This is a genomic window from Hydrogenophilus hirschii (assembly GCF_054656675.1).
The window spans coordinates 912,189-931,121 of the sequence record NZ_BAAHXQ010000001.1 but is presented as its reverse complement, the minus strand read 5'-3'; the positions used below and the strand labels follow the sequence as shown (position 1 = coordinate 931,121).

15 protein-coding genes and 1 tRNA gene are annotated in these 18,933 nt (G+C 59.5%); 10 read left to right on the top strand and 6 right to left on the bottom strand.

Going from position 1 to position 18,933, the window contains the following annotated elements; translation table 11 throughout:
* Positions 1-17: 17 nt before the first annotated feature.
* Both aceF and aceE read right to left on the bottom strand, forming a co-directional pair.
* Positions 18-1,802 (bottom strand): dihydrolipoyllysine-residue acetyltransferase, encoded by a 1,785-nt coding sequence (gene aceF / locus ACYQ4Z_RS04555; RefSeq protein ID WP_459860199.1) that lies wholly within the window; start codon positions 1,800-1,802, stop codon positions 18-20.
* 12 nt (positions 1,803-1,814) lie between these two features.
* A complete protein-coding gene (gene aceE, locus ACYQ4Z_RS04550) occupies positions 1,815-4,511 on the bottom strand; it encodes a pyruvate dehydrogenase (acetyl-transferring), homodimeric type (RefSeq protein WP_459860197.1) in 2,697 nt (898 codons plus the stop codon).
* A 180-nt stretch (positions 4,512-4,691) separates the two neighbouring features.
* Here aceE and ACYQ4Z_RS04545 point away from each other — a divergent pair, with 180 nt between their 5' ends.
* Positions 4,692-6,650: a PAS domain-containing sensor histidine kinase gene (locus ACYQ4Z_RS04545; RefSeq protein WP_459860195.1), complete on the top strand. Its 1,959-nt coding sequence runs from the start codon at positions 4,692-4,694 to the stop codon at positions 6,648-6,650.
* On the top strand, positions 6,634-7,266 hold the full coding sequence (locus tag ACYQ4Z_RS04540; RefSeq protein ID WP_219970986.1) for a response regulator transcription factor: 633 nt from the start codon (positions 6,634-6,636) through the stop codon (positions 7,264-7,266). Before ACYQ4Z_RS04545 ends, ACYQ4Z_RS04540 begins: the two co-directional genes overlap by 17 nt.
* Here the strand turns inward: ACYQ4Z_RS04540 and ACYQ4Z_RS04535 are convergent.
* The gene (locus ACYQ4Z_RS04535; RefSeq protein WP_459860193.1) at positions 7,190-8,809 is read right to left on the bottom strand and encodes an NAD(P)H-hydrate dehydratase; all 1,620 of its coding nucleotides are present in this window, start codon (positions 8,807-8,809) and stop codon (positions 7,190-7,192) included. The two genes, ACYQ4Z_RS04540 and ACYQ4Z_RS04535, sit on opposite strands and share 77 nt — an antisense overlap.
* Before the next feature lie 53 nt (positions 8,810-8,862).
* Here ACYQ4Z_RS04535 and tig point away from each other — a divergent pair, with 53 nt between their 5' ends.
* From tig to thpR, 8 genes are all read left to right on the top strand, one after another.
* Positions 8,863-10,224 carry a trigger factor gene (gene tig / locus ACYQ4Z_RS04530; protein WP_459860191.1) on the top strand — a complete coding sequence of 454 codons (1,362 nt, stop codon included), beginning with the start codon at positions 8,863-8,865 and terminating at the stop codon, positions 10,222-10,224.
* Positions 10,225-10,248: 24 nt separating this feature from the next.
* A complete protein-coding gene (gene clpP, locus ACYQ4Z_RS04525; RefSeq protein ID WP_119335126.1) occupies positions 10,249-10,872 on the top strand; it encodes an ATP-dependent Clp endopeptidase proteolytic subunit ClpP in 624 nt (207 codons plus the stop codon).
* 3 nt (positions 10,873-10,875) lie between these two features.
* Positions 10,876-12,183, top strand: a complete 1,308-nt coding sequence (clpX, locus tag ACYQ4Z_RS04520) for an ATP-dependent protease ATP-binding subunit ClpX (protein WP_285615634.1) — start codon at positions 10,876-10,878, stop codon at positions 12,181-12,183.
* Positions 12,184-12,350: 167 nt separating this feature from the next.
* Positions 12,351-14,792: an endopeptidase La gene (lon, locus tag ACYQ4Z_RS04515; protein WP_459860188.1), complete on the top strand. Its 2,442-nt coding sequence runs from the start codon at positions 12,351-12,353 to the stop codon at positions 14,790-14,792.
* A 22-nt stretch (positions 14,793-14,814) separates the two neighbouring features.
* Positions 14,815-14,890 (top strand) — tRNA-Val (locus ACYQ4Z_RS04510).
* The gene (gene ispD / locus ACYQ4Z_RS04505; protein ID WP_459860186.1) at positions 14,858-15,685 is read left to right on the top strand and encodes a 2-C-methyl-D-erythritol 4-phosphate cytidylyltransferase; all 828 of its coding nucleotides are present in this window, start codon (positions 14,858-14,860) and stop codon (positions 15,683-15,685) included. The genes ACYQ4Z_RS04510 and ispD overlap by 33 nt, the downstream gene beginning before the upstream one ends.
* On the top strand, positions 15,675-16,205 hold the full coding sequence (gene ispF / locus ACYQ4Z_RS04500) for a 2-C-methyl-D-erythritol 2,4-cyclodiphosphate synthase (RefSeq protein WP_219970965.1): 531 nt from the start codon (positions 15,675-15,677) through the stop codon (positions 16,203-16,205). The genes ispD and ispF overlap by 11 nt, the downstream gene beginning before the upstream one ends.
* Entirely contained in the window at positions 16,190-16,774 is a 585-nt protein-coding gene (gene thpR, locus ACYQ4Z_RS04495; RefSeq protein WP_219970948.1) for an RNA 2',3'-cyclic phosphodiesterase, read from the top strand. Before ispF ends, thpR begins: the two co-directional genes overlap by 16 nt.
* A 4-nt stretch (positions 16,775-16,778) precedes the next feature.
* Here thpR and ACYQ4Z_RS04490 read toward each other — a convergent pair whose 3' ends face one another.
* The 3 genes from ACYQ4Z_RS04490 to ACYQ4Z_RS04480 are packed head-to-tail and all read right to left on the bottom strand — an operon-like array spanning position 16,779 to position 18,933.
* Positions 16,779-17,225, bottom strand: coding sequence for a host attachment protein (locus ACYQ4Z_RS04490; protein WP_459860183.1), 447 nt, complete (start codon positions 17,223-17,225; stop codon positions 16,779-16,781).
* A complete protein-coding gene (locus ACYQ4Z_RS04485; protein ID WP_219970944.1) occupies positions 17,222-18,004 on the bottom strand; it encodes a M90 family metallopeptidase in 783 nt (260 codons plus the stop codon). The genes ACYQ4Z_RS04490 and ACYQ4Z_RS04485 overlap by 4 nt, the downstream gene beginning before the upstream one ends.
* Positions 18,001-18,933: a DMT family transporter gene (locus ACYQ4Z_RS04480; protein ID WP_219970928.1), complete on the bottom strand. Its 933-nt coding sequence runs from the start codon at positions 18,931-18,933 to the stop codon at positions 18,001-18,003. The genes ACYQ4Z_RS04485 and ACYQ4Z_RS04480 overlap by 4 nt, the downstream gene beginning before the upstream one ends.

Sequence of the window (18,933 nt, the reverse complement as noted above, 5' to 3'; positions counted from 1 at the left end):
GTCTTCTCCCGTCTCGGTTAGAGGAGCACCCGCCGGAAATCGGCAAGGAGTTGCGTGAGCAATGTCGTGAAGCGGGTGGCGTACGCGCCGTCGATCACCCGGTGATCCGCGGTAAGCGAAAGCGGCACGATCAGGCGAGGAACGAACGTTTCGCCGTTCCAGACTGGTTTCATCACCGCTTTATTGACGCCCAGGATCGCCACTTCTGGGGCATTGACGATCGGGGAGAACCCCGTTCCACCGATGCCGCCCAGGCTCGAGACGGTAAAGGTTGCCCCTTGCATCTCAGCGGGCGCGAGCTTGCCGGCGCGCGCTTTCGCAGCCAACTCCGCGGTTTCGCGTGCGATCTCGACCAAGCTCTTTTGGTCGGCGTTCTTGAGCACCGGCACGACAAGCCCGTGCGGAGTATCCGCCGCAAAGCCGATATTCCAATAGTGCTTGAGCACGATGTTGTGCCCATCGAGGCTCGCGTTCATCTCCGGGAACCGCTTCAACGCCGCAACGCAGGCCTTGATGAGGAACGCAAGGAGCGTGAACTTCACGCCTTCGCGTTCGTATTCGCGGTTCAGTTGTTTGCGGAACGCCTCGAGTTCGGTGATATCCGCTTCGTCATGGTAGGTGACCGCGGGAATCGCAACCCAGTTGCGCGCCAAATTCGCTGCGGAGATCTTGCGGATTCGCGGCAGTTCTTTGATTTCGATCGGACCGAATTTGGCGAAGTCGACCTTCGGCCACGGCGGCAAGTCGAGCGCAAAACCGCCACTGGTTACCGCGGGGGTTTTGCCTGGGACCACGCCGCTCGTCATCGCCGCTTTGACGAAATTGCGGACATCCTCTTTGCGGATCCGGCCGTTCGGACCGGTTGGGGTGACGAAGCGCAGGTCTACCCCCAGCTCTCGGGCATAAGCGCGAACCGCGGGACTCGCATGGACCTTCGCACCCAACGCAACGCCGGGTAGCGGCTCGGCCAGTGACGGCGCGGCCGGCGCTCGCGACGCGGGTGCGGCGGCTGTGCCCACTGAAGACGAAGCCGACACCGTTTGCGCGGGCGTGGGCGCTGGCGTAGCTGACGTGGCTGGCGTTGGCGAAGATTCTGTTTTGGGTTGTGCGGAGGTACTTGGGGAAGCCTCTGGGGGCGCAACGTGGCTTTCGTCCGGGACGACGATCGCAACCACGTCCCCTTCGTTGACCTTGTCGCCCACTTTGACGCGCACTGCTTTCACGACCCCCGCGACCGTAGCTGGGACATCCATCGTGGCCTTTTCGGATTCCAACGTACAGATCGGATCATCGACCGCGACCCTTTGCCCCGGGGCAATCATCACTTCGATCACCGGTACGTCGTGGAAGTCTCCGATATCGGGAATCAAGAGCGCCACTTCTTGCGGTTGGGTCGAGGGGGGTACGGTTGCGCCTGCGGCTGCAGGCGATTCGGCCGACGCTGGGGCAGATGCGGCGGGTGCAGAGACTGCGCTGGGTTCGGTTGCGCTGCTTGGTGCCGCATCGCTGGCTTGAGATGCTGTCGTTGTGACCGGTGCCGAAGATTCGGCGTCCCCGGAAGCCTCGGTTTCGATCACGACCACCGGCGTGCCTTCATTGACTTTGTCGCCGACCTGCACCTTCACCTCTTTGACGATACCGGCAACGGTGGACGGGACGTCCATCGTCGCTTTTTCGGATTCCAGCGTACAGAGGGGGTCATCCACAGCGACGCGTTGTCCGGGCGTGACCCAAACCTCGATGACGGGAACGTCGTGAAAGTCACCAATATCGGGGACGGTAACGGTTACCAATTTGCTCATCGCCGCTCCTCCTTACACCAGGCGGGGGTTGGGTTTTTCAGGATCGATGCCGTATTTGACGAGTGCTGCGGCTACCAGCTTGCGATCGATCTCCCCATCGTCGGCAAGCGCTTTCAATGCGGCGATCGTGATCCAGTGCCGATCCACTTCGAAGAAGTGGCGCAACTTCTCGCGGGTATCGGAACGCCCGAACCCGTCGGTGCCCAGTGTGAGATACGTTCGTTTGACGAAAGGCCGAATCTGTTCGGCAAAGAGACGGACGTAGTCGGTTGCCGCTACGACCGGCCCCGGATGGTTCTCGAGCTTCTGCTCGACGTGGGACTTGCGGGGCGCTTCCAACGCGTGGAGGAGGTTCCAGCGGACACAGTCGTGGCCATCGCGCGCCAATTCGGTGAAACTTGGGCAGCTCCAGACGTCTGCGGCTACGTTCCAGTCACGCGCGAGCAACTCTGCGGCAGCGATCGCTTCGCGTAGGATCGCCCCCGACCCCATGAGCTGGACACGCGGACCGTCGAGGTTTTCCGGTGCGGCCTGGAAGAGATACATCCCTTTGAGGATATCCTCACGGACCGTCTCGCTTTCCGGCATCGGCGGATGTTCGTAGTTTTCGTTGAGCACCGTGATGTAATAGAAAACATCCTCTTGTTCTGCGACCATGCGCCGCAACCCTTCTTGAACGATCACGGCGACTTCGTATTGGAAGGTGGGGTCGTAGCTTACACAATTGGGGACAGCGGCAGAGAGCAGATGGCTGTGGCCGTCTTCGTGCTGCAGCCCTTCACCGTTCAACGTGGTTCGACCCGAGGTGCCGCCGATCAGGAACCCGCGGGTGCGCTGATCCGCTGCGGCCCAAATGAGGTCCATGGTGCGCTGGAAGCCGAACATCGAATAGAAGATGTAGAACGGGATCATCGGCACGCCATGGACGCTGTAGCTCGTTCCAGCGGCGATGAAGTCGCAGACGGCTCCCGCTTCGTTGATCCCTTCTTGAAGGATTTGGCCGTCGCGTGACTCTTTGTAGAACATCAACTGGTCGTGGTCTTCGGGAACGTATTTTTGCCCCTCTTGGCTCCAGATCCCGAACTGACGGAACATCCCTTCCATCCCGAACGTCCGCGATTCGTCGGGTACGATGGGGACAATGTGTTTGCCGAGCTGTTTGTCGCGCATCAGTTGGATCATGATGCGTACAAGCGCCATCGTCGTGGAGATTTCCCGCCCCGGTCCCGTTCCGGCAAAGAAACTTTTGAATGCATCGAGCGGGGGAACCGGCAAGGTGATTTCGGATTTCGTTCGACGCTGCGGGAGATAACCCCCAAGCGCTTGCCGCCGCTCCTGCATATAGCGGTATTCGGGCGAGTCGGGTGCGAAAGTCAGGAACGGCAGTTCGTCGAGTTTGTCGTCGGGCACAGGCAGTTGGAAACGGTCGCGGAAGCGGCGGATCGCGTCGTGATCCATCTTCTTCGCTTGGTGGGCGATGTTCATCGCTTCGCCCGCTTGTCCCATTCCGTATCCTTTGATCGTCTTCGCAAGGATCACGGTGGGTTGCCCTTTGTGCGCGACAGCGGCTTTGTATGCGGCATAGACCTTGAAAATGTCATGACCGCCGCGGTTGAGCTGCCAGATCTCTTCGTCGGTCCAGTCGGCGACCAACGCTTTCAGTTCGGGGGTATTGAAGAAGTGCTCCCGGACGTATGCGCCGTCTTTCGCTTTGAAGGTCTGGTAGTCGCCGTCACAGAGCTCCATCATCCGCCGTTTGAGGGCACCGGTTTTGTCGCGCGCAAAGAGCGCGTCCCAATGGGTACCCCAGATCACTTTGATCACGTTCCAGCCCGCACCCCGGAATTCCGCTTCGAGCTCTTGGATGATCTTCCCGTTGCCGCGCACGGGGCCATCGAGCCGTTGCAAATTGCAATTGATCACGAAAATCAAGTTGTCGAGCTTTTCTCGGGCTGCCATCCCGATCGCACCGAGGGTTTCGACTTCGTCGGTTTCCCCATCCCCGATGAAGCACCACACTTTGCGTTTTTCGTGTTTCGCCGGATCGACCAGGCCGCGGGTGATCAGATATTTGATGAAACGGGCTTGGTAGATCGCTTGGATCGGGCCCAGCCCCATCGATACCGTGGGAAACTGCCAGAACTGAGGCATCAGCCATGGGTGGGGATAGGAAGAGAGTCCTTTTCCGTCGACTTCGCGACGAAAGTGGATCATCTGCTCTTCGGTCAATCGCCCAAGCAGAAAAGCACGTGCATAGATTCCCGGGGCCGAGTGCCCTTGGAAGTAGACGAGGTCGCCGCCGTGGTCTTCGGTTGGCGCGTGGAAGAAGTGGTTGAAGCCAACGTCGTAGAGCACCGCTGCCGAAGCAAACGAGGCGATGTGGCCACCCACGTTGCTGTCGCGATTGGCGCGAACAACCATCGCCATCGCATTCCATCGGATGTAGGAATGGATTTTGATTTCGAGATCCAGGTCACCCGGGTACGGGGGTTGTTTATCGGCAGGGATCGTGTTGACGTATGCCGTATTGGCGGAATAGGGGATGTCGGCACCGTGTTCGCGCGCTTCACTGATCAGCGATTCGATCAGATCGTGCGCGCGCTCCGGCCCTTCGTGCTCGATCACGCCATCGAGCGCTTCCAACCATTCTTGGGTCTCTTCAGGATCGGGATCGTTTTGCAGAATGATTTGACGATGACGTTCAGCCATGGTGGTCCCTCCTAGGTCTTACTGGTGGTCATTCCGTATGCTAAAACAAAATTCCACGATATGCAATACTGCAGTGCAGCAATCGCGTTGCCGCAGTTTCCATGTCCCCCATGATAGGATTCGCGGCACCAGAAAGCAAAAACCATTCGATGATGCAATGAGACGTAACAAGGAATGGGCATGAATCAGCCCGATACCTTCGCGATGGTCGCGATTGCGCTGTTGACGGCGGCCGTGGTTTGGTTGAGTTGGCTCCAGCGCCGGCAACACCTTCGGCTGCAACGGCTGCTTCGGGAGCGCGATCGGCTCTTCCACTTTTCTTTGGATTTGTTGGCGCTCTTGACCCCTAAAGGGGAGTTCCAGCAATGTAACGCTGCATTTACCCGGGTGTTGGGTTATACCGAGCGGTTGCTGCTGGGGAAATCGCTCTTCGATCTCACGGTGCGTGACGATTGGCCGCACGTCGACGAAGCAATGGCTTTTCTGCGGCAAGGCGAACCGGCTTCCTTCACGGTTCGCATGAAGACCCTCAACGGCGCGCATCGCTGGCTCTCTTGGCACATCAACCCGGCGCCAGACGATGGGGTTTGGTTTGCCGCTGCCCACGATGTCACCCAACAAAAAGAGGTAGAAGCTGCGTTGCGCTCCGAAATGGCGTTTCGCCGAGCCATGGAATCGTCGGTGAGCCTTGGACTGCGCGCGACCGACCTCGAAGGGCGCATCACGTTTGCCAACCCAGCCTTTTGTCGCATGGTGGGCTTCGACCGCGATGAGCTCGGAGGCAAAATGCCACCGTTTCCCTACTGGCCTGAAGAGGATTGGGATTTGTGCCAACGTACCCTGCAGATGGTGTTGGCGGGGCAAACGCCACCCGAAGGGTACGAGATGCGTATCAAACACAAAAACGGTGAGCGGCGTATCGCCCGCTTTTACGTTTCCCCGCTGATCGACGAGAGTGGCAAACAGAGCGGATGGATGGCGGCAATTCTCGACATCACCGAACAGAAGCGAACCCGTTTGGCACTGGAAGCGGCCCAACAGCGGTTCGAAACGGTGCTCGATGGTGTCGACGCACTGGTTTTCGCTGCCGATTGGCACACCGATGAGCTCCTCTTTGTCAACCGTGCGTTCAAACGGGTCTTCGGTTTCGATGCGTTAGGGACACGCGCGCGAGATCTGGGGGCACCCGCCATCCCGCCTCCGGAGAGCGATCCGCCGAAACCGATGAATACTGCGGAGCATGTTCCAGAAGGTGTTTGGCAAGGAGACTGGCAGCACCCCACGAGCGGACGTTGGTACCATGTGCGCGAACAATTGACGGCATGGGTCGATGGTCGTGTGGTGCGGATGGTCGTCGCTACCGACATCACAGCGCAACGGGAGGCGATCGAAGCGGAACTGCAGCAAATGCAGCAACTCCACCAGACGGCGCGTCTCATCACGCTCGGTGAGATGGCCTCGATGCTGGCGCACGAGTTGAACCAGCCGATCGCAGCGATCGCCAACTACTGTCGTGGTGCGCTGTTACGGTGGCGGCAAGGCCGCCTCGATTCGGAGGTGGTGGGTGAGGTGTTGCAAAAAGCGGCGGAACAGGCGGAACGGGCAGGTACCATCGTCCGCCGCATTCGGGCTTTTGCCCGGCAATCGGCACCACAACAACAGTGGGTCGACGCGGTGACGATCGCGCGTGAAGCGATCGAACTGCTGCGTGTCGACGCGCAACGGCGTGGGATTACCGTGCGGACGCAATTGCCTCAGAATAGGGTGATGATTTCCGCGGACAAAATTTTGCTCGAGCAGGTGCTGGTCAATCTCATTCGCAACGCGTTCGACGCGATGCAATCCGTTCCGCCGAAACAACGGGAATTGACCTTGATGGTTTCAGAAACGGATGAGGAGGTCTGTTATCGCATTGCCGACCGTGGGGTTGGCATCAGCGAAGAGGTTCGAAGCCGCCTGGATACGCCGTTTTTTACGACCAAACCGGACGGTTTGGGGTTGGGGTTGCGCATTTGCCGCGCCATCTTGGAAGCCCATAAAGGACGCTTGGCACTGTTGGCCAGACCGGGCGGTGGTACGGTTGCCGAGGTATGGTTGCCGCGTGCGCAAGGAGGAGCGAGCCATGACGCGCAAGGATGAGTGCTGCTATCGCACGGTGCATGTCGTCGATGACGACGATGCTCTACGGGATTCGCTGGTTTGGCTGATCGAAGGGGCTGGCTACGCGGTGAACGCCTACCCGGACGCCGAATCGTTTCTCGACGCCCTTTCCGTGATCGAACCCGGTTGTATCGTCAGTGACATCCGTATGCCGGGATTGAGCGGTCTGCAACTTTTCGATGCGCTCAAGGCGCGCGACGTGCCGTTCCCCGTCATCTTCCTCACCGGTCATGGCGACGTACCCATGGCTACCGGTGCGCTTCGTGCCGGTGCGATTGATTTTCTCGAAAAACCGGTCGATGAAATGGTGCTGCTGGCCCGTATCGAGGAGGCGTTGGCGCGTCTTGCTGCCGAATGTTCGGAGCGTGCCGCCAAAGAGGCGTTCGCCGCGCGGCTTGCCAAACTGACGCCACGCGAACGGGAAGTGTTCGATCGCGTCGTTTCGGGTTATCTCAACAAACAGATCGCAGACGAACTCGCAATTTCGATCAAAACGGTCGAGGTCTATCGAGCGCGCGTCATGGAAAAGATGGGGTGTAGGAAAGTGGCCGAACTGGTTGCGCTCTGGGCGCACCATCAGCAATCCAGCGGTTGAAGAGCCGTCTGGCGGCCGCCGCCGTTTCGCTCGCAGTAAGACCAACGGGGCCGACCTCCATTTGCGCAGCATCCTCAGCCGCTCTGCCATGTAAGTACGCAGCAAACGCCGCCGCAGCGACGCACGGCCAGCCTTGCGCAAGCAGCGTCACGAGGATTCCGGTGAGGGTGTCTCCCATCCCGCCGCTTGCCATCCCGCCGTGCCCTGTGGGGTTGATCGCCCAGTGACCGTGCGGGGTCGCGATCACGCTCCCACACCCTTTGAGGATCACGACACATCGGTAGCGGCGCGCGATCGCCACCGCGGCGGCGATTCGGTTTTTCTGAACCTCACGCGGCGGCGTCTGCAAAAGCCGTGCCGCTTCGCCGGGATGCGGCGTGAGCACCGTGGGAGCGCGTCTTTCGGTCACGGCGCGTTGCAGGGTCGCGTGCTGTGCAAGAAGGTTCAACCCGTCGGCGTCGATTACCAATGGGACGGATACAGCTAGCGCCTCCTCAAGCCAGCGCACCGCATCGCTCGTCTGCCCCAGTCCGGGTCCGATCGCGATTGCGGAAACCGTTTGGGGAAGTGCCGTGGGCCACATCACCTCGGGTAGGGTCGGGTCGAAACGCGGAGCCTCTTTTGCCAGAGTGATCGCGGAGACTTTACCCGAACCCAGGTAAAGGGCGCTGCGTGCCGCCAGGTGGAGCGCACCGCGCATACCGGATGCGCCACCGATGATCACGGCGTGGCCAAAGCAGCCTTTATGGACATTGCGTTTCCGCGGAGTCAGCCACAGAGAAAAAAGCGCGCGGTCAAGAAGGATTCCTGCACTGGCTGGCGCGGACGAAGCGGTTTCGTCCCACGATTCCTCATTCGCAAACAAGGCATACTGTTGTTGGCTGCATTGTGCGGCGATCTCGTCATTCAGACCCAAATGGTAAACGGTAACCACTCCGGCGACGTCCGGCCCGTCGTGGGTATGGAGCCCCGGTTTGTCGGCAAGAAAGGTCACGGTCTCGTGGGCTTCAAAAACGGCATCACCGACCCGCATGCCCGTGTCGGCGTCTAGCCCGCTCGGCACGTCGACTGCAACCCGAATCGCCGCTTGGCTCAGTGCCCAATGAATCCACTCCCGGTATGGGCTTGCGATCGGTCGGGTAAGGCCAATACCAAAGAGCGCATCGACGATTACCGCTGGGTGGTCGGCTCCGACTTGTGGCGGCGTGTTGCGCGTCTCCCCGCCGCAAGCACGCCAATCCTGCCAGGCAGTTCTCGCTTCCGGGGAGATGCGTTCGGATGGTTCAAGGGCCACGACCGTCACGGAAAACCCTAGCTCGTGCAAGCGCGTAGCGGCAACGAGTCCGTCACCGCCATTATTGCCCGGGCCGCAAAGCAAGACGATGCGATGACCCTGTTCGGCCCACCGGCGCAAGTGGTTCGCGAGCGCCGCGCCAGCCCGTTGCATCAATGGAATGTGCGGCAGAAAACGCGCTTCGAGCGCCCGAATCGCGTTCACCGTCAGCAACCACCGTGCTTCTCGTTTCACCGTCACTTTCGCCATTTTCCTTATGCTAAAATTATTCGCTTAGCATACCGCAAAGCAAGGAAAAACGGATGGAAGACCAAAACGTTCAGAACTTGGAACCGAACACGGAAGCGGCCCCTGCGGCGGAAGCGGCAGCGAACCCGTTGGAACGGAAAGTGACGCTTCGCATTCCGGCTGAACGGATCGCGAACGAAACGCAGCGGCTCATCAAACAGTATGCGCGCAGTGTGAAAATGCCGGGTTTTCGCCCCGGGAAGGTGCCGCTCAAACTCGTCGAGCGGATGTATGGCAGCGAAGCCCGTTCGGAGGCGCTCTCCAAAGCGATCGAAAAGGCGCTCACCGAAGCGATCCAGCAAGGCGAATACCGGGTAGCGGGTGGCTATCGAATCGATCCAGTGGGTGATGAACCCGCTGCGGAAGGGGAATTCGTCGTCGAAGCCGCGTTCGAAATCTACCCCGAAATCGAGATTGTCGATCTCAAAGAGGTCGAAGTCGTCAAGCCGGTGGTCACAGTCGATGATGCCGCGGTCGAGCGCACGATCGAGGTGCTGCGCAAACAACGCGCGACGTTTGTCGAAGTGGATCGGCCCGCCGAAAAAGGGGATCGCGTCACCGTCGATTTCGTCGGTACGCTCGACGGGGAACCCTTCGAAGGGGGCAGCGCAACCGACTACGTTTACGTCATCGGCGAAAGCCGCCTGCTGCCCGAATTCGATACCGCACCAGTCGGTCTCAAAGCGGGTGAGAAAAAGACGTTCGACGTCACCTTCCCAGAAAATTATGGCGCCGAACACTTGGCTGGCAAGACGGCGCAATTCGAACTGACCGTGAAGAAAGTCGAAGCGCCGCAGTTGCCCGAAGTGGACGCCGAGTTCGCGAAATCGCTCGGAATCGAAGACGGTGACGTCGCAAAAATGCGCGACGAGATTCGCGCGAGCCTCGAGCGGGAGGTCAAAGCGCGTATCGACAGCGAGGTCAAGCGTCAAGTGTTCGACCACCTGTTGGCGAAACACGATTTCCCCGTCCCGCAAAGTTTGGTGGCAAGCGAAGCCCAAACGTTGGCCGAAAACGCGAAGCGCGCCCTTCAAATGCGCGGGATGAAGGTGGATAACCTCCCCGTCGATCCCAAGTGGTTCGAAGAAGAAGCGCAGCGACGTGTGCGTCTTGGCCTACTGATTGCGGAGATCGTCAAACAGTTCGAACTCGTTGCGAAACCGGAGCAGGTGCGCGCGCTCATCGAAGAGATGGCGCAAAACTACGACGACCCACAGGCGCTCGTGAAGTGGTACTATGAAAATCCGCAGCGCCTGGGTAACGCCGAAGCGGTGGTGATCGAAAACAACGTCGTCGGGTGGGCGCTCGAGCGGATGACGGTGAAAGAGGAACCGCGCGATTTCGAATCGTTCATGAACCCCAACGTCGCCGCTTGAACAACGAAAGGAAAGTGAACCGGTATGAGCGAACCTCTGGGATTGGATCTCTATAACCTGGGCCTGGTGCCCATGGTGATCGAACAAAGTGGTCGGGGCGAACGGGCCTACGACATCTACTCGCGGCTTCTCAAAGAGCGGGTGGTGTTCCTGGTGGGGCCCGTAAACGATGCGGTTGCGAACCTGGTTGTTGCGCAGCTGCTTTTCCTGGAGTCCGAAAACCCCGACAAGGATATCCACTTCTACATCAACTCCCCCGGAGGTTCGGTGACGGCTGGGATGGCGATCTATGACACGATGCAGTTCATCAAACCCGACGTCTCCACGCTCTGCATCGGCCAAGCCGCGAGTATGGGGGCATTCCTTCTTGCTGCGGGCGCCAAAGGGAAGCGTTTCGTGCTGCCCAACGCCCGCGTGATGATCCACCAACCGTTGGGCGGTGTTCAGGGGCAGGCCACCGACATCGAAATCCACGCCCGAGAAATCCTCAAACTCAAGGCACGGTTGAACGAACTGCTTGCGCACCACACTGGGCAGAGCATCAAAAAGATCGAACGCGACACCGAGCGGGACAACTTCATGTCGGCCGAAGAAGCGGTGCAGTACGGTCTTGCGGACAAAGTGCTCACCCGCCGCGGCGAGGAGTAAGCGATGGCGCGATCTCGAAACCGCGACCTCAAATGTTCGTTCTGCGGCCGCACCCAAGACGAAGTCGATCACCTTTTGGCGGGGCCAAGCGGCCTTTACATTTGCAACTACTGTGTTCAAGACGCCTATCAGGCGATTTTGGACGACGATTTGGGCCAAGGCGAACTGGACGGCGGCGCAGCAACGGCGCCGTTCGAGCAACAAAAGCTGCCGACTCCTGCCGAACTGGTTGCGTACCTCGATCAATACGTGATCGGCCAGGATTACGCCAAAAAAGTCTTGTCGGTGGCCGTCTACAACCACTACAAACGGCTTCGTAGCCAAAGTCAAGGCAGCGAGGTCGAGATCCAAAAAAGCAACATTCTGCTGATCGGCCCAACCGGATCCGGCAAGACGCTGCTCGCGCAGACGCTCGCGCGCAAACTCGACGTTCCCTTCGCGATTGCCGATGCGACCACACTCACCGAGGCTGGCTATGTCGGTGAAGACGTCGAAAATATCCTGTTGCGTCTGCTGCAAACGTGTGACATGGATGTCGAACGCGCGCAGCGCGGCATCATCTTCATCGACGAGATCGACAAAATCGCCCGCAAATCGGAGAATCCCTCGATCACCCGCGACGTTTCGGGTGAAGGGGTGCAGCAAGCGCTCCTCAAGATCATCGAAGGAACGATTGCGAACGTCCCGCCGCAAGGGGGGCGGAAAAACCCCCACGGTGAGATGATCCAGGTCGACACTTCGAACATCCTCTTCATCTGTGGCGGCGCGTTCGAGGGGTTGGAAAAGATCGTCGAACAACGTGCCGAAGCAGGCGGCATCGGTTTCGGGGCTACGGTGAAAAGTCGCCAGCAACGCAAACGCGATGAACTCCTGCGCATGGTCGAACCCGAAGACCTGGTGCGTTTTGGTTTGATCCCAGAACTGATCGGGCGCCTGCCAGTGATCGTCCCGCTGCAAGAACTCGACGAATCGGCGCTGATGCGCATTTTGGTCGAACCCAAAAATGCGCTGGTGAAGCAGTTCCAAGCGCTTTTCGCGATGGAAGGGGTCGAGCTCGAATTCACCGAAGGGGCGATTCGCGCGATCGCGCAACGGGCGATCGAACGCAAGACCGGCGCGCGCGGTCTGCGCTCCATTCTCGAAGCGTTGCTGTTGGACGAAATGTACGAATTGCCGTCGCGCACGGGCATTGCGAAGATCGTGATCGACGAAGCGGTGGTGCGAGAAGGCGCTCCGCCAAAACGGATTCCCCGTGACGCGGCATCAGAGGCCGAAGCGGCTGCGGCACCCTCCAACCGGCAAGCGAGTTGAACGGCACCCCTTTCCACCGTGGGTAATATGCGTTTTCGCAGCCCGAGAGCGTCTTGCCGCTCCCGGGCTTTTTACGCCTCGACGGAACCTTTTCGGGCGACTTGAATTCAGAGAACCAGACCCCCATGATAACGGGTAACGAACCCACAGATGAGAAGGAATCCACGATGAGCGAACAAACGATGATCGAACAGATCGAGCACTATCCGGTGTTGGCGCTACGCGACGTAGTCGTCTATCCGGAGATGGTGATCCCGCTCATCGTCGGCCGACCCAAATCGATCAAAGCGCTCGAGCTGGCGATGGAGGAAGGCGGGCAAATCGTGCTCGTCGCTCAGAAAGAGCCAGAACATGAAAATCCCTCGCTCGACGACCTCTACCGTGTGGGCTGTCTGGGCCAGATCATGCAAATGATGAAATTGCCCGACGGTACGGTGAAGGTGCTGATCGAAGGCAAATCGCGCGTGCGTCTCGTTCATCTCGAAGACAGCGAAGCAGTATTGTTGGCACGGATCGAGCCGCTCGTGACCACCAACGAAACCCACAGTGAGATCCCCGCGCTGCGCCGCGCGCTGCTCTCCGCTTTCACCGAATATGCGAAACTCAACAACAAACTGCCGCAAGAGCTGATCAATTCGGTGAGCCAGATCGAAGAGACTGAAGCGCTCACCTTCGCGATTGCAGCGCACCTTGGCGTCAAGCTGGAAAAGAAACAAGAGATCCTCGAGATCGACGACTTGGCACAGCGGCTTGAGCGACTGCTCGCGTTGGTCGAAGGCGAACTCGACATCCTGGAGACCGAGCGGCGGATTCGCCAACGGGTGAAGCGGCAGTTGGAAAAGAACCAGCGCGACTTCTACCTCAACGAACAGGTCAAAGCGATCCAGAAAGAGCTGGGCGAAGCCGACGAACAGGCAGAACTCGACGAACTCGAAAAGAAAATCAAAGCCGCAGGCATGCCAAAAGAGGCCGAAGAGAAGGCGCTTTCTGAGCTCAAGAAACTGCGCCTGATGCAGCCGATGTCGGCAGAAGCGACCGTGGTGCGCAACTACCTCGATACCCTGGTGCAATTGCCGTGGGCGAAGCGCACCAAAGTGGCGCTCGACCTCAAGAAAGCGGAAAAAGTCCTCGACGAAGACCACTACGGGCTGGAGAAGGTCAAAGAACGGATCCTCGAGTACCTGGCGGTGCAAAAGCGGGTCGACGTCGTCAAGTCGCCGATCCTCTGCCTGGTTGGCCCTCCCGGTGTCGGGAAGACCTCGCTTGGGCAGTCGATCGCGCGGGCCACGGGGCGAAAATTCGTGCGGATGGCACTGGGTGGTGTGCGCGATGAGGCCGAGATCCGCGGTCACCGCCGCACCTACATCGGTGCGCTGCCGGGGCGCATCATCCAAAACCTGATCAAAGTCGGCGTGAAAAACCCGCTCTTCCTTTTGGATGAAGTCGACAAGATCGGGATGGATTTTCGCGGTGATCCCAGCTCGGCGCTCCTCGAAGTCCTCGACCCCGAACAGAACCACGCGTTCCAGGACCATTACGTCGAGCTCGACTTCGACCTTTCGGAGGTGATGTTCGTCGCCACCGCGAACACCTTGAACATTCCGGCACCGCTCCTCGACCGAATGGAGGTGATCCGGCTTTCGGGCTACACCGAAGACGAGAAGATCGCGATCGCCGAACGCTACCTACTGCCGAAGCAGATGAAAGCAAACGGCTTGAAAAAGCGCGAATTGAGCGTCACCATGGAAGCGATTCGCGACATCGTTCGCTATTACACCCGCGAAGCCGGCGTGCGCAATCTCGAGCGTGAAATCTCGAAGATTTGCCGGAAAGTGGTGAAAGGGATCCTCACCAAAGCGCTCAAAGCACCGGTTACCGTGACGCCGGAAGACCTCGAGAAATACTTGGGGGTGCGTCGCTACACCTTTGGCGTCGCCGAAAAAGAGAATCAGGTGGGCCAAGTGACCGGGTTGGCCTGGACCGAAGTCGGTGGCGAACTCCTGACGGTAGAGGCGGTGACGCTTCCGGGCAAAGGCAAAGTGATCACCACCGGCAAACTGGGCGAGGTGATGCAGGAGTCGATCAAAGCGGCGCTCACCGTCGTCCGCAAACGGGCCGAAGCGTGGGGCATTGCGCCGGATTTCTACGAAAAAACCGACGTGCACGTCCACATGCCGGAAGGGGCGATCCCCAAAGACGGCCCGTCGGCCGGGATTGCGATCACGACGGCGCTCGTCTCATCGCTCACGGGAATTCCAGTGCGGTGCGATGTCGCAATGACCGGTGAAATCACGCTGCGCGGTGAGGTCTTGGCAATCGGTGGTCTCAAAGAGAAACTGCTCGCGGCAGTCCGCGGAGGTATCCGCAAGGTCCTGATCCCAGAAGAGAACGTCAAGGACTTGGCGGAAATTCCGGACAACGTGAAGAATGCGCTGGAAATCCAACCGGTGCGCTGGATCGAGCAGGTCTTGGAGGCGGCGCTCGAACGCAAACCGGAGCCGCTGCTCAAAGTCGAAGAGCCTCTGACAGCCAAAGTGGCAGAGTCTTCCGCGGTCTTGACCAGCGGGAACGAAGGCAAGCGAGGTGCACGCAAAAATTTGAAACACTAAGGTATAATAGCGGGCTTTCGGCGGGTGCTTAGCTCAGTTGGTAGAGCGTCGCCCTTACAAGGCGAATGTCGGCGGTTCGAGTCCGTCAGCACCCACCACCCGCACCGCTTGACCTGTGCCCAATCGTCGTGACGACGCATACCCGAACGTTCGCTGTGATCCCCGCCGCGGGCATTGGCGCGCGGATGAGCGCAGCGCTTCCCAAACAATACCTCCCTTTTGCCGGAGCACCGCTCCTCGTTCGCACATTGTCACGTATCTTGCGCGTGGGCTGGATCGAACGTTGTTACGTCGTCTTGGCGCCCGATGATCGATACTGGGATACGCTCGTTACCCCCCACTTGGCCCAACTACCCCCAGCGTTCGCTGTCGCCGAACGGCTCCGCGTCGTGCGGCTGGGCGGTACAACGCGCGCCCATTCGGTTCGTGCAGGCCTGCGCGTGGCGCATGCCGAAGGCTTTGGCGACGACGATTGGGCGCTCGTTCACGATGCAGCGCGCCCGTGTCTCACCACAGAGACGATCGAACATCTCCACGGATCGGTCGGCAACAGCAATGTGGGTGGCTTGATCGCGATTCCTGCAACCGATACGGTCAAGGTCGCGACCCCACACACGTCGCCTAACAGTTTCCCCGTCGTCGAACGGACCGTGCCCCGCGAGCGCATCTGGCTTGCGCAGACCCCGCAGCTCTTTCGTCTGGCCGTTTTGCGCCAAGCGCTCGACCGTTTTCCCGATGCCACGGATGAAGCCAGCGCGGTCGAACGCCTTGGGTTGCAACCCATCTTGGTGAAAGGGCATTGGAGCAACCTCAAGGTGACGCTTCCTGGCGACTTAGAACTGGCGCAAGCGATTTGGTCGTTACAAGAGGATTCGCTTTCTGATGTCGGATAATCCCAAAACGAATCGCGAAGCGCGACCGGTACACGCTCCTCCTTTTCGAGTGGGAATCGGATACGACGTCCACGCATTGGTGCCGGGGCGGCAGTGCGTGATCGGCGGGGTCGTGATTCCCGCGTCGTTCGGTCTCAAGGGTCATTCGGACGCCGACGTGCTCGCGCATGCGATCACCGATGCGGTTTTGGGCGCCGCGGCGTTGGGCGATATCGGCGCGCTTTTTCCCGACGACGATCCGCGCTGGCAAGGCGCAGACAGCCTTGTGCTGCTGACGCAGGCGTGGCGCCGTGTCGCTGCGTTGGGTTGGCAGCTCGCGAATCTCGACGCGGTGGTGATCTGTGAACGCCCGAAAATCCTGCCGTACGTCGCAACGATGAAGGCGCGACTGGCTGCCGCGCTCGACTGCGATACCGAACAGATCCAGATCAAAGGGAAAACGCACGAAAAACTGGGGCCAATGGGGCGGGGTGAAGGGATCGCGGCGCAGGCGGTAGTGCTGCTATGGCGAACGCCGTAACGGGGGGCTTCGTCGTGACGTCACAGGAGATCCCATACGCTTCAGCAAAGATGCGCCTTTTCCTGGCACTCCCCCCACCGGAGGCGTGGCGACGCGATACGGCACGTCTCTTGGGCGAGACGCTTCGTGCGCAAACGATTCTACATACGTTTCGCTTGGTTCCCGCACGCAACTGGCACCTGACGCTCCTCTTTTTCGGTGACGTAACCTCAACACAAGTCCCTCTGTTGCAACAGACCGTACAAACACTACCTGCGACTCCACGAACGCCGCTCGTCCTCGATCGTATCGCGTTTTGGTCAAACGCTCGTGTCGTGGTCCTCACCACCGATCGGTTGCCAGCGGCTTGGCGCGATTATCACCAGGCGCTCATCGCGGCGTTCCAGCCGCTTGGCGTCGTAGACGAAAAGGGGCGCCCTTGGCGCCCGCATTTGACGTTGTTGCGCGGGGTACGCGCATGCCCCGCGTTACCTGAGTTGCCACCGTGTCGCTGGCAACGCCCCATCCGGCCGCTCCTTTACCGTTCGCATCTGGGCCGCGCTGGGGCGCGCTACGAAGTACTCGGGTGAGGGTTCACGCAGCGTACCGGATCGACTCGGCCAACCGTTCGCCGAGCGTGCGCTCATCCTCCTGCGTATAGTCTTTGTCGATGCTCTTTTCGACGAGTTTAGCGGTAGCAGCATCGAGCGTTGCGATCAACACTCCCTTGAATTGGGGGGCTGCCGCAACGATCAACCGTTCGAATTGTTGTTGTACGCGCCCCTCTTTCAGGTACGCGGCGATCTCGTGCGCAAAACGCTGGGCTTCGACGGCTTTCGGCGAGATCCGTTCACCGTCGTGCGGCGTTGCCGCACCGCCATTGTGGTGTTCTTTTTGTTTGTCCGTGACCAGGTCTTGAATCCGTAATCGGCTTTCCGGGTGGCTAAGGGTTGTGATCAACGCCAATTCTCCTTTCGCATTCAGTGCTTGGTAGATTTTCGCCGTACTTGCGTTGGCAACGACCACCCAGGTTTTTTTCATGATGCCTTACTCCTTTCCGTTGGAACGACAGGCTCTGAGCCATTGCGAGCCGGGTCGAGCCCGGTTACCCGGCTCCATTCTAAATATAGTCGCTCATCCCAATACTTCAAGTTTGTGGGTGTCAAAAAGAAGGCTTCCGCGGTTACCGCGACGAATTCGGCAGGATCGGTGAGCGCGTAGTCGTCGAACGGCAGCGTACCGCCTTGACGCACCGCGCGGTGCGCGGTATCCCAAGCCGCTTCCCAGTGCCGATTCCAGAGTCCGTCGCAAGCGAAATCGACGCGGTGCGCCAACTCGTGAAGGATCACCGCCCAGCGTTCGGTGGGGTCAGGCTGCCAGGTGACGAGGACTGGTCCTTGTTCCCAGGTTTCGCCGTCCAGCGTATCGTCCCATTCGCTTTCGATCCCCGCCTCCGTGTGGAGCTGGCGGCGGACTCGGAACGGGGCCGGGTAGAGGATCACCCCCACGAAATCGCGATAGAGCGCAAGTCCGTGACGATACGCCAAAAGCGCAGCCCCCCAGGCGACGGTGCCAGCGATTTCCGCTGTGATCGCGAAGCCATGTGCCCCCCAAAAACGCTTTTCGTGCAGGAAAGCCTCGGCAAGCCGTTGTAAGCGATCAAATTCACTCGTGGTGACCGCAAACGGCAAGGACGCTGCGATCGTGCGCCAAAAAGTGGCGTTCTCTGCATAAGGCATGCGCCCGTCGTCTGTTTGCTGCCGGCTGGGAAAGAGCGCCCGACGCACCGCGCCGAACGTTGCGCGCCAAAAGCGGATCATCGGGAATGCCCTATCCGGGAAGGAGATGTCCTAGGAAGGGTGATGAGAATCCCTGCAAAGACCAAGACAAACCCCATGGCGTGGTACCACTGCGGACTTTCGCCCAAAAAGAGGATCGAAAGCAGCGCCGCCAGTACCGGCATCGCGTAGAGGAATAGACTGCCTGTGCTCGCGCCGACCACCGCAACCGCAGCATTGTAGAAAATGTAGCCGAGAAAACCGGGAAAGAGACCGGTATAAGCCATCACCAGAAGCGTCGTCAGGGAAAGAGTGGGGACCTTGCCCAACCCGTAGTGTTCCCACAGCGTGAACGGGATCAAAACCACGATACCAACCGCGATGTAAAAGAGCAGCTGCACGAGGGGGTCGATCCCAGCGGGACGGCGACGCAACAATACCGTGTAGAGCGCCCAAGAAAACACCGCGGCGAGCATCCATAGGTCACCCCGGTTGAATTCGAGTTGCGCGAGCAACGTCCAGTCACCATGAGTGATCACGGTAGCCACCCCCAGCAACGCAAGCGCGATGCCCATCCCTTTGCGCCCGCTGATTGGCTCATGGACCAGCACTGCGGCAAGCAGCATCGTCACGATCGGAATCAGCGTGTTGAGCAAGGTGGCGTTGATCGCGGTCGTGTATTGCAGTGCCATGTACGCAAAAGTGTTGTAGCAACCGACCCCCAACACGCCCAAAAGGGTCAGCAACCGCCAGTGCGTTTTTATCTGTGGCCAGTGCGTACGCCAAAGGGGGAGCGCAAACGGAAGGCAGAGGAAAAACGCGATCACCCACCGGGCCATCGCGAGCTGGATCGGGGGTAAATCGTCGCGAAACGCGCGTGCCAACACCATGTTTCCCGACCAAAAGGAAACGGTATAAAACAAGAGTGCGTAAGCGTGACGCAGAGCTGCAGCGCAATGGGATAATCGCAT

Coding starts and splice junctions, on each gene's coding strand:
- aceF (WP_459860199.1), bottom strand. CDS start 1,802: ATGAGCAAATTGGTAACCGTTACCGTCCCCGATATTGGTGACTTTCAC.
- ACYQ4Z_RS04490 (WP_459860183.1), bottom strand. CDS start 17,225: ATGAAAAAAACCTGGGTGGTCGTTGCCAACGCAAGTACGGCGAAAATC.
- ACYQ4Z_RS04545 (WP_459860195.1), top strand. CDS start 4,692: ATGAATCAGCCCGATACCTTCGCGATGGTCGCGATTGCGCTGTTGACG.
- thpR (WP_219970948.1), top strand. CDS start 16,190: ATGGCGAACGCCGTAACGGGGGGCTTCGTCGTGACGTCACAGGAGATC.
- ACYQ4Z_RS04485 (WP_219970944.1), bottom strand. CDS start 18,004: ATGATCCGCTTTTGGCGCGCAACGTTCGGCGCGGTGCGTCGGGCGCTC.
- ispF (WP_219970965.1), top strand. CDS start 15,675: ATGTCGGATAATCCCAAAACGAATCGCGAAGCGCGACCGGTACACGCT.
- ACYQ4Z_RS04535 (WP_459860193.1), bottom strand. CDS start 8,809: ATGGCGAAAGTGACGGTGAAACGAGAAGCACGGTGGTTGCTGACGGTG.
- aceE (WP_459860197.1), bottom strand. CDS start 4,511: ATGGCTGAACGTCATCGTCAAATCATTCTGCAAAACGATCCCGATCCT.
- clpX (WP_285615634.1), top strand. CDS start 10,876: ATGGCGCGATCTCGAAACCGCGACCTCAAATGTTCGTTCTGCGGCCGC.
- ispD (WP_459860186.1), top strand. CDS start 14,858: ATGTCGGCGGTTCGAGTCCGTCAGCACCCACCACCCGCACCGCTTGAC.
- ACYQ4Z_RS04480 (WP_219970928.1), bottom strand. CDS start 18,933: ATGCGATTATCCCATTGCGCTGCAGCTCTGCGTCACGCTTACGCACTC.
- ACYQ4Z_RS04540 (WP_219970986.1), top strand. CDS start 6,634: ATGACGCGCAAGGATGAGTGCTGCTATCGCACGGTGCATGTCGTCGAT.
- lon (WP_459860188.1), top strand. CDS start 12,351: ATGAGCGAACAAACGATGATCGAACAGATCGAGCACTATCCGGTGTTG.
- clpP (WP_119335126.1), top strand. CDS start 10,249: ATGAGCGAACCTCTGGGATTGGATCTCTATAACCTGGGCCTGGTGCCC.
- tig (WP_459860191.1), top strand. CDS start 8,863: ATGGAAGACCAAAACGTTCAGAACTTGGAACCGAACACGGAAGCGGCC.